Origin of the sequence: Cupriavidus sp. Agwp_2 (genome assembly GCF_040784895.1) — a bacterium.
Classification (GTDB): Bacteria; Pseudomonadota; Gammaproteobacteria; order Burkholderiales; family Burkholderiaceae; genus Cupriavidus.
On record NZ_CP088083.1, the window covers coordinates 3,606,572 to 3,619,268 of the forward strand.

13 protein-coding genes are annotated in these 12,697 nt (G+C 67.5%); 7 read left to right on the plus strand and 6 right to left on the minus strand.

The window, feature by feature from the left end; all coding sequences use genetic code 11:
• Positions 1 to 163 precede the first annotated feature (163 nt).
• Positions 164 to 397, plus strand: coding sequence for a hypothetical protein (locus LPA45_RS16950; protein WP_116320130.1), 234 nt, complete (start codon positions 164 to 166; stop codon positions 395 to 397).
• A gap of 81 nt (positions 398 to 478) precedes the next feature.
• Here LPA45_RS16950 and arsC read toward each other — a convergent pair whose 3' ends face one another.
• Complete coding sequence (gene arsC, locus LPA45_RS16955) at positions 479 to 838, minus strand: arsenate reductase (glutaredoxin) (RefSeq protein WP_116319965.1); 360 nt, start codon at positions 836 to 838, stop codon at positions 479 to 481.
• 181 nt (positions 839 to 1,019) lie between these two features.
• On the opposite strand from arsC, the gene LPA45_RS16960 reads away from it, so the two are divergent.
• Entirely contained in the window at positions 1,020 to 1,595 is a 576-nt protein-coding gene (locus LPA45_RS16960) for a GNAT family N-acetyltransferase (protein ID WP_116319966.1), read from the plus strand.
• Between the two features lie 143 nt (positions 1,596 to 1,738).
• Here LPA45_RS16960 and LPA45_RS16965 read toward each other — a convergent pair whose 3' ends face one another.
• Both LPA45_RS16965 and LPA45_RS16970 read right to left on the minus strand, forming a co-directional pair.
• On the minus strand, positions 1,739 to 2,989 hold the full coding sequence (locus LPA45_RS16965; protein WP_233528163.1) for a M20/M25/M40 family metallo-hydrolase: 1,251 nt from the start codon (positions 2,987 to 2,989) through the stop codon (positions 1,739 to 1,741).
• Positions 2,990 to 3,060: 71 nt separating this feature from the next.
• A complete protein-coding gene (locus LPA45_RS16970; RefSeq protein WP_116319968.1) occupies positions 3,061 to 4,341 on the minus strand; it encodes an allantoate amidohydrolase in 1,281 nt (426 codons plus the stop codon).
• Between the two features lie 393 nt (positions 4,342 to 4,734).
• Between LPA45_RS16970 and LPA45_RS16975 the strand changes: the two genes are divergently transcribed.
• The 5 genes from LPA45_RS16975 to LPA45_RS16995 all read left to right on the plus strand — a co-directional run bounded on the left by LPA45_RS16975 (position 4,735) and on the right by LPA45_RS16995 (position 10,178).
• Complete coding sequence (locus LPA45_RS16975; RefSeq protein ID WP_116319969.1) at positions 4,735 to 6,141, plus strand: C4-dicarboxylate transporter DctA; 1,407 nt, start codon at positions 4,735 to 4,737, stop codon at positions 6,139 to 6,141.
• 47 nt (positions 6,142 to 6,188) lie between these two features.
• Positions 6,189 to 6,881: a GntR family transcriptional regulator gene (locus LPA45_RS16980; protein WP_116319970.1), complete on the plus strand. Its 693-nt coding sequence runs from the start codon at positions 6,189 to 6,191 to the stop codon at positions 6,879 to 6,881.
• Positions 6,882 to 7,488: 607 nt separating this feature from the next.
• Positions 7,489 to 8,292, plus strand: a complete 804-nt coding sequence (locus LPA45_RS16985) for an SDR family oxidoreductase (protein WP_367394653.1) — start codon at positions 7,489 to 7,491, stop codon at positions 8,290 to 8,292.
• A 55-nt stretch (positions 8,293 to 8,347) separates the two neighbouring features.
• Positions 8,348 to 9,133 (plus strand): enoyl-CoA hydratase-related protein, encoded by a 786-nt coding sequence (locus tag LPA45_RS16990; protein ID WP_116319972.1) that lies wholly within the window; start codon positions 8,348 to 8,350, stop codon positions 9,131 to 9,133.
• Between the two features lie 202 nt (positions 9,134 to 9,335).
• Entirely contained in the window at positions 9,336 to 10,178 is an 843-nt protein-coding gene (locus tag LPA45_RS16995) for a crotonase/enoyl-CoA hydratase family protein (RefSeq protein WP_367394654.1), read from the plus strand.
• Positions 10,179 to 10,188: 10 nt separating this feature from the next.
• Here LPA45_RS16995 and LPA45_RS17000 read toward each other — a convergent pair whose 3' ends face one another.
• The 3 genes from LPA45_RS17000 to LPA45_RS17010 all read right to left on the minus strand — a co-directional run bounded on the left by LPA45_RS17000 (position 10,189) and on the right by LPA45_RS17010 (position 12,516).
• The gene (locus LPA45_RS17000) at positions 10,189 to 10,551 is read right to left on the minus strand and encodes a DUF2784 domain-containing protein (RefSeq protein ID WP_367394655.1); all 363 of its coding nucleotides are present in this window, start codon (positions 10,549 to 10,551) and stop codon (positions 10,189 to 10,191) included.
• A 30-nt stretch (positions 10,552 to 10,581) separates the two neighbouring features.
• Entirely contained in the window at positions 10,582 to 11,502 is a 921-nt protein-coding gene (locus LPA45_RS17005) for a LysR family transcriptional regulator (RefSeq protein ID WP_116319975.1), read from the minus strand.
• A gap of 63 nt (positions 11,503 to 11,565) precedes the next feature.
• On the minus strand, positions 11,566 to 12,516 hold the full coding sequence (locus LPA45_RS17010; RefSeq protein WP_116319976.1) for a LysR family transcriptional regulator: 951 nt from the start codon (positions 12,514 to 12,516) through the stop codon (positions 11,566 to 11,568).
• Positions 12,517 to 12,697 lie beyond the last annotated feature (181 nt).

Genomic DNA, 12,697 nt, shown 5'->3' on the forward strand with positions numbered 1-12,697 from the left:
CCGCGCTCTCGCATCTGCCGCCAACCCGCCTATAGTAGAAGTGGATGTGGCGCACCGGGCGAAACGAGCCAACCGACTATTCGGCGCAATTGCGCAACCCGCCATCATCCGCCTGACCGATGTTGCCCGGAGCCGCGCGGCGCCTGCCGAGGAGGTGTCGATCATGCGTTTTCCTACCGACCTGCACTTGAGAGACCTGGCCGGCCGGATTCACTGGCCGCATGGGTCGCACCCGAAGGGCGCCACGCCCATCACCCATCACCACACCTCGGATGAAGACGCCGAAGTCGCCAAGGCCACGCTGTACGTCAGTACGGTGACACTGGTGGTACTGCTGGTCGTGCTCGCGGCCATCGCTTTCGGTCAGGAGGCCATGCACTGGCTGGGTGTTCATTAGACGACCCGCCTGAAGCTGTTTGTCTCGCAGACCGGCCGGCCCCCACAGCTCGTGGGGGCCGGTTTTATTCCGGCGGCCGGTTCAGGCCAGCAGCGGCACTACGTTTTCGGGCGGGCGGCCGATGGCGGCGCGGCGGTTGCGCACGACCACCGGGCGCTGCAGCAGGATCGGGTTATCGGCCACGGCGGCCAGCAGCTCGGCATCGGTCAGGCCGGGATCGGCCAGGCCGAGTTCGGCGTAAGGCGCCTCGTTGTCGCGGATCATCTCGCGCACCGGCACGCCCAGCATGGTGTTGAGCTGTCGCAGCGCCGGCACGGACGGCGGGTTCTTCAGGTACTCCACGATTTCCACCGGCTCACCCAGGCGCCCGGCGGCTTCTTCGACCATGGCAAGCGTTTCGCGCGACTTGGAGCAGCGGGGGTTGTGGTAGATCGTGATCATGGCAGGTGTCCTTTCTTGTTGATGGGCGCCCCACGCTTGGGCGGTGGCACTAATGCGGTGCAAATCCAACGGCACTATATACAACACAACGGGCTGCGCGCAGGTACAAAGCCACAAGTGTCGGGCACGCATCCTGCGTTGCCCCAAGTCCATGCATCCGGCCACAGGCCTTGCTTCCGCAATGACAACCGCTACCGCCACCAAACGTCCTGTCCCCGCCCGCAAGCCGTTCACGCTGCGCGACGCCACCGCCGCCGACGTGCCGGCCATCCACGCCATCTACGCGCACCATGTCCTGCACGGCCGCGCTTCATTCGAGGAAGTGCCGCCGACCGTCGACGACATGCGCCTGCGCTTCGCCGAGGTGCACCGCAAGAACCTGCCCTACCTGGTCGCGGAGCGCGATGGCGAGGTGCTGGGCTACGCCTATGCGTCGGCCTACCGCACCCGCAGCGCCTACCGCTTCGCTATCGAGGATTCGATCTATATCGACCACCGCTGCGTGGGCGAGGGATTGGGACAGGCGCTGCTGTCAGCGCTGATCGCGCGCTGCGAGACCGGGCCGTGGCGCCAGATGGTCGCGGTGGTCGCCTGCACCGCCAGTGGCGAAGGTGCTGGCTCGGTGGCGGTGCATGAGCGGCTGGGGTTTCAAACCGTGGGCCGGCTGGAAGCGGTCGGCTATAAGCATGGGCAGTGGATCGATACGGTGTTGATGCAGCGGATGCTGGGGACGGGGGCGAAGACGCTGCCGGAGTAGGCGGAAGCGGCACACATCGCGACAACTGGCCGCCATCCTCTGGTAGCTCTCGCTGAAGAAACAAAAAAACGCCACGGCAATGCCCGTGGCGTTTTCATGCTGCAAGCGAGCAATGCCGATGACAGTCGTCCGGAACGACTCGCTTACTTCATCAGGTCCGACAACGCCAGCGCCACCACCTTGGTCGCACGGTTCAGGTCGTTCAGGCGCAGGTTCTCGTCCGAGTTGTGGCCACGTGCTTCCATCAGCGTGCGCGGGCCGGCACCGTACAGCACCGTCGGAATGCCGCGCTTGGTGTAGTGGCGGGCATCGGTGTAGAGCGGCACGCCCTGCACCGGGATTTCCACGCCGAACACCGACTCGGCACGGCTCTTCAGGGCACCAATCAGCTTCTCGACGCCCGGCAGTTCCGACAGCGGCTCGGCCAGGATGATGCGCTCGACCTTCACTTCGATGCCCGGGCGGTCCTTGGCGGCCTTCTCGACCACGGCGCGGATTTCGCCTTCGGCGTCGAAGCCGATTTCCTCGGGGATCATGCGGCGGTCAACGCGGAAGGTCACCAGGTCAGGCACCACGTTGGTGTTGATGCCGCCCTTGATCAGGCCGACGTTCAGCGTGGCGGTGTCGATGCCAGGCACCTTCGACTTGCGCGTGGCCAGCTCGGCACGCAGGCCGTAGATGGCTTGCAGGATATGGGTGGCGGCTTCAATCGCGTCGACGCCGGTGTGCGGCATGGCGGCGTGGCCTTGCTTGCCCTTGACCGTCACTTCGACGTGCAGGCAGCCGTTGTGCGACGAGGTGATGCCGTACGAGAAGCCGGCCGAGATGGCGTAGTCGGCCTTGCTCAGGTTGTTGTCGAGCAGGAACTTGGGACCGATGTCGCCGCCGGTTTCCTCGTCATAGGTGAACTGCAGTTCGACCGCGCCGTTGATCGTGGCGCCCTGCTTTTCGGCTTCCATCAGCGCCAGCACGGCGTAGGTGTAGGTGGCGAAGTCCGACTTGGACACCGCCACGCCGCGGCCGTACATGACCGGGCCGTGCTCGCTGTCGGCAATCTCGCCGCCGTACGGATCCTTGGTCCAGCCCAGGCCCGGGGGCACCACGTCGCCGTGGGCGTTCATGGCGATGGTCGGGCCGCCCGTGCCGAACTGCTTGCGCACGATCAGGTTGGTGGCGCTGATCATGCCGGCTGCCTTCACCTGCGCGTCGGGGACCTTGTGCGCCTCCACGGCAAAGCCCAGACCCTCCAGCAGTTCCCTGGCGCGCTTGCCGTGGGCATCGCAATCGCCTGCCGGGTTGTCCGAGGGCACCTTGACCAGCTCGGCCAGGAAGGCTTCCTGCTGCGGGCGGTGCTGGTCGATGAACTGCGTCAGCGTGGTTTCGGTGGGGTTCATATTGTCTCGTGCGGTCATGACTTGTTCTCGTAACTTCTCAGGAGGGTTCGGGTGGGCTTGCGGGCGCTGGCTTACTGCTGCAGCCGGAAGTGCTCGACGAAATCGCTGAACACGCGCGCGGACAGTGCTGCGTCCTCGGCGGTCATGGTTTCGGTGGGATGGTGGCTGATGCCGCCGTTGCCGCAGCGCACGAACAGCATGGCGACATCGGCGATGGCGGCAATGGCCATGGAGTCATGGCCGGCACCGGACGGCAGATGGCGCACGGGCACGCCCTGGCGGGCGATGGCGGCGGCCCATTGCTCTTGCAGCCACGGGGCGCAAGGCACGCTGTTCGCCTCGTGGGTCTTGCGCACTTGCACGCGCACGTTGCGGCGCGCGCACACGCGTTCGATCTCGGCCAGCACGTCGTTGACGGCGGCCTCGCGCTCGGCGTCGATGCCCGAGCGAATGTCGATGGAAAACACCGCGTGGCCCGGCACCACGTTGGTGGCGCCATTCGGCACGTTGAACTGGCCGACGGTGCCGACCAGGCCCGGCTTGCCGCCGCAGCGCTTTTCAATGTACAGGCCGATTTCGGCACCGGCCATGGCGGCATCGCGGCGCATGTCCATCGGCACCGTGCCGGCGTGGCCAGCCAGGCCTTCCAGTTCGACGATAAAGCGCGTGGCGCCAGAGATCGCGGTGACCACGCCGACCGGCAGGCCCTCGTTCAGCAGCACCGGACCCTGCTCGATATGCACCTCGATGAAAGCGGCAACCTTGCTGCGGTCATGCTTGGCGGCAGGCAGGTCGGCGGCGTCGAAGCCAGCCTCGCGCATCACTTCGCGCATGGTCTTGCCGCTGTCGTCGACATTGTCCAGCACCTTGTTGTCGAAGGTACCGGCAATGGCGCGGCTGCCCAGCAGCGTTGCCTTGAAGCGCACGCCCTCTTCCTCGGCAAAGCCGACTACTTCGAGCGCGAACGGGAAGCGCTTGCCCTGGCGGTTCCACTCGGCCACACAGGCAATCGGCAGGATCACGCCCAGGTTGCCGTCATAGCGGCCGCCGTCGCGCACGGTGTCGAAGTGCGAGCCGGTCAGCAGCGCCGGCGCGTCCGGCGTGGTGCCCTCATAGCGGCCGATCACGTTGCCGGCGGCATCGCGCCGCACCGTCATGCCGGCTTGCTGCATCCATTCGGTCAGCTGCGCGGCGGCGCCGTGGTGGGCCTCGGTCAGGTAGGTGCGGGTGAGCATGCCGGGCTGCTCGGTGTGGACGGCCAGGGTATCGGCCCAGGCCATGATGCGCGTGCCTACCTCTGCGGCTGCCGGCGCGGTTGTCGGCATGCTGGCCGACGACGGATTTGCTGCCATGCGTGTCTCCTGCTGGATGTACTTGAAAGCCGCGGCGGCGTGGCTGGCGGGGTGCCAGTGCGGGCGGGACGCCCAGGCCGAAGCTCTATTCTGTGCGATTCATGGTAGCACAGTGAATTCAAAAATTGCATACAAAAATGATATGCACTATATTCGGTTCCACGTTCAGACAATCCGCTGCGGACAATCCGGTCCGGACAACGGATTGCGTGGATTCCGCCCCAACAGGGGGGCTGTCCGCGCGGTGGCGCGCTCCCGACCCGGAGCCCCGCCCGAGACGTAAGGCCGGCAGCCCACCCAGCCGTCAGAGCAGTACGGGGCCGCCGGTGATTCCTGGATCGAAATGGGCCAGCCAGCGCACATGCACAGGACCGGCCCGGCACGGAGACAACCATGCAGCACGCAGTTCCCTCGCAGAACCGCCCGGGCACACCACGCCTGCACACCCGCTTTACCCGTTCGCTGTTCGGCCAGGTGCTGATCGCCCTGGTGATCGGCACCGCACTCGGCCTTGCCTTCCCCGAATTCGCAGCCAAGCTCAAGCCGCTCGGCGACGCCTTTATCAAGCTGATCAAGATGCTGATCGGCCCGATCGTGTTCTGCGTGGTGGTGGCCGGCATCTGCGGCGCCGGCGAGCTGAAGAAGGTCGGCCGCGTCGGCATCAAGGCGGTGGTGTACTTCGAGATCGTCACCACCATCGCGCTGGCGCTGGGCATTCTCCTGGCTTATGTGTTCCAGCCCGGCGTCGGCATGAACGTGGATCCGCGCTCGCTCGACGCGTCGGCCATTGCCGGTTTTATCGACAACGCCACCAAGGTGAAAGACCAGGGCACGGTCGACTTCCTGCTCAAGCTGATCCCCAATACCGTGTTCGGCGCCTTTGCCAACGGCGACGTGCTGCAGGTGCTGCTGGTGTCGATCCTGTTCGGCTGCGCGCTGTCGCTGGTGGGCGAGCCGGGCAGGCCGCTGGTCAGGCTGATCGACACGTTCTCGCACACGCTGTTCAAGATGATGGGCTTCATCATCAAGCTGGCGCCGCTGGGCGTGCTGGGCGCGGTGGCCTTCACCGTCGGCAAGTACGGCATCGGCTCGCTCAAGCAACTGGGCTTCCTGGTGTTCCTGTTCTACGGCGCGGTGATCGTGTTCGTGCTGGTGGTGCTGGGCACCATCATGCGCGTGTGCGGCTTCTCGGTGATCAAGCTGATCCGCTACCTGCGCGCCGAGCTGCTGGTGGTGCTGGGCACGGCCTCGTCCGACAGCGTGCTGCCGCAGGTGATGAAGAAGCTGGAGTTCATGGGTATCAAGAAGTCCGTGGTGGGCCTGGTGATCCCGACCGGCTATTCGTTCAACCTGGACGCGTTCTCGATCTACCTGACGCTGGCCGCGGTGTTCATCGCGCAGGCAACCAACACGCCGCTGGCGATGGGCGACCTGCTCGGCATCCTGGCGGTGGCGCTGGTCACCTCCAAGGGCGCGCACGGCATTCCGGGCTCGGCCATCGTGATCCTGGCGGCGACGCTGTCGGCGCATCCGGCAATCCCGGCGATCGGCCTGGTGCTGGTGCTGTCGGTGGACTGGTTTATCGGCATCGCGCGCGCGCTCGGCAACCTGATCGGCAACTGCGTGGCGACCGTGGTGGTGGCCGCGTGGGAGAAGGATATCGACCGGGCGCGGGCGCATGGCGTGCTCAATGGCACCATCGAGGCGACCGACCTCGATGCCGGCCTGGCCGCGATGGCAGAGGACGTGGCCGCTGCCGCTTCGCCGGCCGCCGTGCCCGGCACCGTCGCGGGGCGCTAGAATCACGGCATCTCCCCAACGCGCAGCCCCTGCGCAAGTGCGCTGCCATGCCCGAGCATATCGATCCTGACATGACCGCCGAAGCGATCGCCGAAGACATCGTCGCGGCGATCGTCTCGCACCGCCTGCCGCCCGGCACCAAGCTGCGCGAGGAGGCGCTGGCCAGCGTCTACCGCGTCAGCCGCACCAAGGTGCGCGCGGCGCTGCTGATGCTGAGCAAGGACAAGGTCATCCAGATCGTGCCGGACAAAGGGGCGTTCGTCGCCAAGCCCAGCGCGGAAGAGGCGCGCGAGGTCTTCGCCGTGCGCCGCATCCTGGAAGCGGCGCTGGCGCGAGAGTTCGTCGCCAAGGCCACCGCGGCCGACTACAAACGCATCGACAAGCACCTGGCCGCCGAGCGCAAGTCGCTGGGCGGCAACGATGCGCAGGTGCGCACCCGTCTGCTGGGCGATTTCCATATCGTGCTGGCCGAGGTGGTGGGCAACGGCGTGCTGACCGAGATGATGCGCGAGCTGTCGGCGCGCAGCGCGGTCATCACCATGCTGTACCAGTCGCGGCGCGATGCGGCGTGCTCGTCGGACGAGCATCGCGAGTTCATCGAGGCCGCGCGGGCTGGCGATGTCGAGCGCGCCGTCGCGCTGATGGTGGACCACCTCGGCCATGTCGAAGGCGCGCTGCATTTCGAGGAAACCCCGCCGGTGGCGCGGGGCAAGGACCTGGTCGCGGCGCTGCTGGCGTAGGACCAGAGTCGGCCGTTGAGCAGCGCTTGACGTGAGTCAAAGCGGCTTGGGCCGCGCCGGGGCACACTTGTCCTCGCCATGAAGACGCGGGGGCGCACTTCATGAGCACTCCGCCTTCCGCGCATCATTGCCGGAAGGCCGCCCGCACGCTGCAACGGTGTGCGGGCTTTCTTTTTTCTGAGGGCTGGCTTTTGCGGCGCTGAGCGTCGCCGGCCCGCGGGCCCCGGCAAACGATGCCGCCGCGCGGCATTTTCCCTTTCCGGCCAATCACTTGCGCAAACGCGGGCAGCCGGCAGGTCGTGCGGGGTCACGCACATTGCCGCGCCACACAGCTCCAGCGCTGGCGGAAAGCGGCCATAACCGAACGCGTCCTTCAGGTTAGGATCGCGAGGGCCCAATACAGAGGCCTGCGCCGCGGCATCGCCGCGGACGCGCACCAGAACAACCGTCATGGAGACCCATCATGCGTGATCGCACCGCGCCCGCGCGGCCGTCCGGCCTGCGTTCGCACCCTCTCCCGGTTTTCGTTTCCTGAGCGCCCCGCCCCGCTTCTGGCGGGTGCGTCCGCCCCTCGCATTGCCCTGACCATCGATCAAGAGGACTAACCATGCCCAGTGCCTTCCGCGCAGACGCCTTCGCCGGCAAGACCGTATTCATCGCCGGTGCTTCTTCCGGCATCAACCTCGGCATCGCGCACGGCTTCGCCCGCGCCGGCGCCAAGCTGGCGCTGATCAGCCGCACCGAGGACCGCATCCAGGCCGCTGCCGAAGGCATCGCCGCCGCGGGCGGCACCGCGATTGGCATGGCGGCCGACGTTCGCGACTATGCCGCGGTGGAAGCGGCACTGGCGCGCACGCGCCAGGAGCTCGGCCCGATCGACGTGGTGATCTCCGGGGCCGCCGGCAACTTCCTGGCACCAGTGGTCGGCATGTCGGCCAATGCGTTCAAGACCGTGGTCGACATCGACCTGCTCGGCACCTTCAACGTGTTCCGCGCCAGCTTCGACTACCTGAGCAAGCCGGGCGCATCGCTGATCGCGATCACCGCGCCGCAAGGCGTCAACGCCATGATGTTCCAGGCCCACGCCTGCGCGGCCAAGGCCGGCATCAACATGCTGATCAAGTGCCTGGCAATGGAATGGGGCCCGGCCGGCGTGCGCGTGAACGGCATCTCGCCCGGCCCGATCGCCGATACCGAAGGCATGGCGCGGCTGGCGCCGACGACGGAGGTCGAGGCGCGCTACAAGGCCCGCCTGGCGCTGCGCGACTACGGCACCAAGGACGATATCGCCGACGCGGCGATGTACCTGAGCAGCGACAACGCGCACTACGTGACCGGCACCATCCTCGACTGCGATGGCGGCAGCAAGCTGGGCGACGCATCGGCCGATGCGCTCAAGCCCAACCGCTGATACCCGACCCGACAAATACACAAGAGCAACCACAACGATTCATGGAGATCCAACGATGACAGCATCCGTGCTCTACCAATCCAGCGCAGGCGTGGCGACGCTGACCCTGAACCGCCCGGACGTACTCAACGCGATGAACGCCGACCTGATGCGCGACCTGCGTGAAGGCGTGGATCGCGCCGCCGCCGACGCCGAAGTGCGCGCCGTACTGATCACCGGCGCGGGCCGCGGTTTCTGCGCCGGCGCCGACCTCGCGGCGCGCCAGGCTGGCGGCAACGGCATCCAGGATTCCGGCCAGATGCTGCGCGAGCGCTATCACCCGATCATCCTGGCGCTGCGCCAGATGCCCAAGCCGGTCATCACCGCGGTCAACGGTGTCGCCGCCGGTGCCGGCATGAGCCTGGCGCTGGCCGGCGACGTGGTGCTGGCGGGCCGCTCGGCCAGCTTCCTGCAGGCATTCTCCAAGATCGGCCTGATTCCCGATGCCGGCAGCACCTACTTCCTGCCGCGCTACGCCGGCGAGATGCGCGCCCGTGCGCTGGCCATGCTGGCCGAGAAGATCGACGCCGAGGAGGCGCACCGCATCGGCCTGGTGTGGAAGGTCCATGACGATGGCGCGCTGCAGGATGAAGCCGGCAAGCTCGCGCACCACCTCGCCGCCATGCCGACGCTGGCCTACGGCATGATCAAGGAAGCCCTGAACCAGAGCTTCGGCAACGATCTCGCCGCGCAACTGGAAGTCGAAGCCACGCTGCAATCGCGCGCCAGCCGCAGCGAAGACTGCAAGGAAGGCGTCGCCGCCTTCATCGAGAAGCGCAAGCCGCAGTTCAAGGGCCGCTGAGCAGCGCCCTCGCCGTTTGCAGCACGTTCGCAGCACGTTTGCAGCACCCCCGGCGACGGACGTCGCCGGGGCAAGGGAAACAGCACCTGGGAGACATCATGCTTGGTCTCATGCAAGACCGTCCGTCGCGACTACGTGCTGCCGACCGTCGACACGGCCCGCAGCGCCTGAACCGGCAACACCAAACCCAAGGAGCCCGCGCATGAGCGCCAGCAGCAATGAACGGATCATCGTCACCATCGAAGGCGGCGTCGCCGACGTCCGCCTGAACCGTCCCGACAAGATGAATGCGCTCGACCAGGCGATGTTCGATGCGCTGATCGAAACCGGCGAGCAACTGGCACGCATGCAGGACCTGCGCGCCGTGGTGCTGTCGGGCGAAGGCCGCGCCTTTTGCGCGGGCCTGGACATGGGCCGCATGGCCGGCATGCTGTCCGGCGATGGCGGCAGCAGCGAAAGCGAAAGCGACAGCATCGGCGGCGGCCGGCTCGGCAAGCGCACCAACGGCATTTCCAACCGCCCGCAATATGCCTGCATGGTGTGGCGCGAGCTGCCGGTGCCGGTGTTCGCGGCGGTGCACGGCGTGGCCTTCGGCGGTGGCCTCCAGGTGGCGCTGGGCGCCGACGTGCGCTACGTCGCGCCCGATACGAAGTTGTCGGTAATGGAGATGAAGTGGGGGCTGGTGCCGGACATGGCCGGCATGGTGCTGACGCGCGGGCTGGTTCGCCCTGACGTGCTGCGCGAACTGGTCTACAGCGCGCGCGTGCTCAGCGGCACCGAAGCATGCGAACTGGGGCTCGCCACCTACGTCGCCGACGACCCGCGCGCCGCGGCGCTGGAGGCGGCGCGCCAGGTGGCGCAGAAGAACCCGGATGCGGTGCGCGCGGCCAAGCGGCTGATGGCCGTGGTCGAGCGCGGCGACAATGCCGCCATCCTGCAGGCCGAATCGGACGAACAGGACCGGCTGGTCGGCTCGCCCAACCAGCGCGAGGCGGTGCTGGCCAACATGGAGAAACGCGCGCCGCGCTTTAACCCGGCGCGTTGAAGCCTGCAGCTCAGTGGCGGCGCCGGCGGCGCCACCACACCGCGTAGACCGCCAGGTTGACCACCAGCACCACCAGGCCGAGCCACAGTTGCACGGCGGGCGTCAGGCCCGCCGGATAGATCAGCGGCAACAGGTAGCGCTCGACAAAGCCCCCGCTGTAGCCCGCTTCGCCCGCGGCACGACGCAACGCATTCTCCAGCGGCGTCAGCGGGCAGATCCACCCGGACCACTCGATCAGCACGCCCCACGCCGCGGCGGGCAGGTGTACCCACGCCAGTCGCGGCCAACGCAGCACCAGCAGGCCGCCGGCCACCACGAACACGATAAACAGGCCGTGCACGATGACGACGAGGTCGGCCAGCCAGGCTGCCATGGCGTCTCGATTCGTTGCGCCCGGCCGCCCTCAGTCGCCGTTGCCGCCGGCCATCCAGTAGCCGGGGCGCGCGAACTGCGCTTTCAGGTGCTCGATAAAGAAGCGGATCTTGGCCGGCACCGGGCGCTGCTGCGGGTACACCGCGAGGATGTCGTAGTCGGGCAGCGCGTACTCGTCGAGCACTGTAATCAGTTCGCCGCTCTCCAGCTGCGGCAGGATTTCCCAGGTCGAGCGCCAGCCCAGCCCCAGCCCCTCGCCGGTCCAGCGGTGCAGCAGTTCGCCATCGTTGCAGTCGAGGTTGCCATTGACCCGCACCGTCACGGCCTTGCCATTCTGGCTGAAGTACCAGCCGCGCTGCTGCCCGCCCTGCAGGTTGAATGCCAGGCAGTTATGGTGCTCCAGGTCGTCCAGCGTCTGCGGCACGCCGTACCTGGCGAAGTAAGCCGGCGTGCCGCACACCACGCGCTTGTTCTGCGCCAGCTTGATCGCGACGAAGTTGGGGTCGATCGCGCCGCCAATGCGGATACCCACGTCATAGCCCTCGCGCACCAGGTCGACCACGCGGTCGGTCAGGTTGAACGAGATCTGCACTTCCGGGTTGGCGGCCAGGAAGGCCGGCGCGTGCGGCGCCACGTGCTTGCGGCCGAACGCGGCCGGCGCCGACACGATCAGGTGGCCGGTGGCCTTGTGCTTGCCTTCGGCGATCAGCATCTCGGCGCGGTCCAGGTCGGACAGCGCCTTCTTGCACTGCTCCATGAACACCGCGCCCTGCTCGGTCACGGCGATGCGGCGGGTGGAGCGGTGCAGCAGCTTGACGCCGATGCGCGCTTCCAGTGCGTTGATGCGGCGGCCGATCATCACCGGCGTGACGTTCTGCGTCAGCGCCGCGGCGGCCATGCTGCCGTGCTCCACCACGGCGATAAAGGCTTCGATTTGCTTGAGTTTGTCCATCGGATATCAGTCTCCCGGGCGCCATTGTGCGGCATCGGCGCCGCCGTGGCACCCCGGCGGCGCTTATGAAGCGGATCGGGCCCGGCGCATGGCGGGCGGCGCATCGCGGCGCTCACGGGCACAGTGGCGCACTTCGCGGCTGAATTCGGCGCAAACATGCGTCATCAGGTCGACCGAGCGATAAACCAGGAACACGCGAAAATCCGGCAACTCGTCCTGGATCGGCAGCGGCACCAGCTGGTCGCTGGCCAGTTGCAGCGGGCCGCCAGTGCCGTGGAAGACAAAGTCCGACCACATGCTGATCAGGTCAGTGCGCGTGGCCAGCTGCAGCCCAAGCAGGTTGGACGCGCTCTGCACCACCCGGCGCGGCATTTCCATCCGGTGCAGCCGCATCAGGCTGGCGAGCGGGCTGCCGGCATCGTCGACCGGGTCGAGCACCAGCCAGTCGGCGTCCAGCAGCGGCCGCAGCCGGCGTGTGCGCCGCAGCGGGTGCCCGGCGCGCACCGCCAGCTTCATGCCGACCGAGAACAGCGGCTCCCATTGCAGCGACGCCGAGCCGGGGCCGCTGTTGGTGGAGATCAGTCCCAGGTCGAGCCGCCCCTCGCGCAGCCCTTCCTGGATCTGCTGGGGGCGCAGCTCGAAGCCGCGCAGCGCGACGTTGGGGAAGCGCTGCCGGAATGCCGCGATGGCCGCAGGCAACGGGCCGCTCGACGCCACGGCGGTAAAGCCGATGTTCAGTTCTGCCTCGGCATGGCCGCGGATCGACTCGATGTCTTCCAGCGCGTGCCGCAGCTCCTGCTCGACCACGCTGGCGCGCTTGACCAGCGCCAGGCCGTAGGCGGTCAGGCTGACGCCGCGCACCGAGCGCGACAGCAGCGTCACGCCCAGCTCGCGCTCCAGCTCGGCGATGGCCTTGGACAGCGCCGGCTGCGAGATATGCAGCGCGCGCGCCGCTTCATGGATGCTGCCGTGCTCGGCCACGGCCAGCAGGACCCGCAGTTGGTGCAGCTTCATCGTTTCCGTTTCCTGTTCCAGGGTGCCGTGCATCGCCGTGCGCCATGCCCCGGCGCGGGGCAGCACGCCCCATCCGCGGGCGAAATGCCGACGCGCGCCGCAGGCCGCACTTCCGCCCCTTCGCCGCGTCGGCCAAGGCTTTGCGGGCACCCTTCAGTAGTTATCCCGATACCGGGGCGAC

What these genes read in the sequence shown, in the direction of transcription:
- LPA45_RS16950 (WP_116320130.1), top strand. Translation starts at nt 164, where the DNA reads ATGCGTTTTCCTACCGACCTGCACTTGAGAGACCTGGCCGGCCGGATT.
- arsC (WP_116319965.1), bottom strand. Translation starts at nt 838, where the DNA reads ATGATCACGATCTACCACAACCCCCGCTGCTCCAAGTCGCGCGAAACG.
- LPA45_RS16960 (WP_116319966.1), top strand. Translation starts at nt 1,020, where the DNA reads ATGACAACCGCTACCGCCACCAAACGTCCTGTCCCCGCCCGCAAGCCG.
- LPA45_RS16965 (WP_233528163.1), bottom strand. Translation starts at nt 2,989, where the DNA reads ATGAACCCCACCGAAACCACGCTGACGCAGTTCATCGACCAGCACCGC.
- LPA45_RS16970 (WP_116319968.1), bottom strand. Translation starts at nt 4,341, where the DNA reads ATGGCAGCAAATCCGTCGTCGGCCAGCATGCCGACAACCGCGCCGGCA.
- LPA45_RS16975 (WP_116319969.1), top strand. Translation starts at nt 4,735, where the DNA reads ATGCAGCACGCAGTTCCCTCGCAGAACCGCCCGGGCACACCACGCCTG.
- LPA45_RS16980 (WP_116319970.1), top strand. Translation starts at nt 6,189, where the DNA reads ATGCCCGAGCATATCGATCCTGACATGACCGCCGAAGCGATCGCCGAA.
- LPA45_RS16985 (WP_367394653.1), top strand. Translation starts at nt 7,489, where the DNA reads ATGCCCAGTGCCTTCCGCGCAGACGCCTTCGCCGGCAAGACCGTATTC.
- LPA45_RS16990 (WP_116319972.1), top strand. Translation starts at nt 8,348, where the DNA reads ATGACAGCATCCGTGCTCTACCAATCCAGCGCAGGCGTGGCGACGCTG.
- LPA45_RS16995 (WP_367394654.1), top strand. Translation starts at nt 9,336, where the DNA reads ATGAGCGCCAGCAGCAATGAACGGATCATCGTCACCATCGAAGGCGGC.
- LPA45_RS17000 (WP_367394655.1), bottom strand. Translation starts at nt 10,551, where the DNA reads ATGGCAGCCTGGCTGGCCGACCTCGTCGTCATCGTGCACGGCCTGTTT.
- LPA45_RS17005 (WP_116319975.1), bottom strand. Translation starts at nt 11,502, where the DNA reads ATGGACAAACTCAAGCAAATCGAAGCCTTTATCGCCGTGGTGGAGCAC.
- LPA45_RS17010 (WP_116319976.1), bottom strand. Translation starts at nt 12,516, where the DNA reads ATGAAGCTGCACCAACTGCGGGTCCTGCTGGCCGTGGCCGAGCACGGC.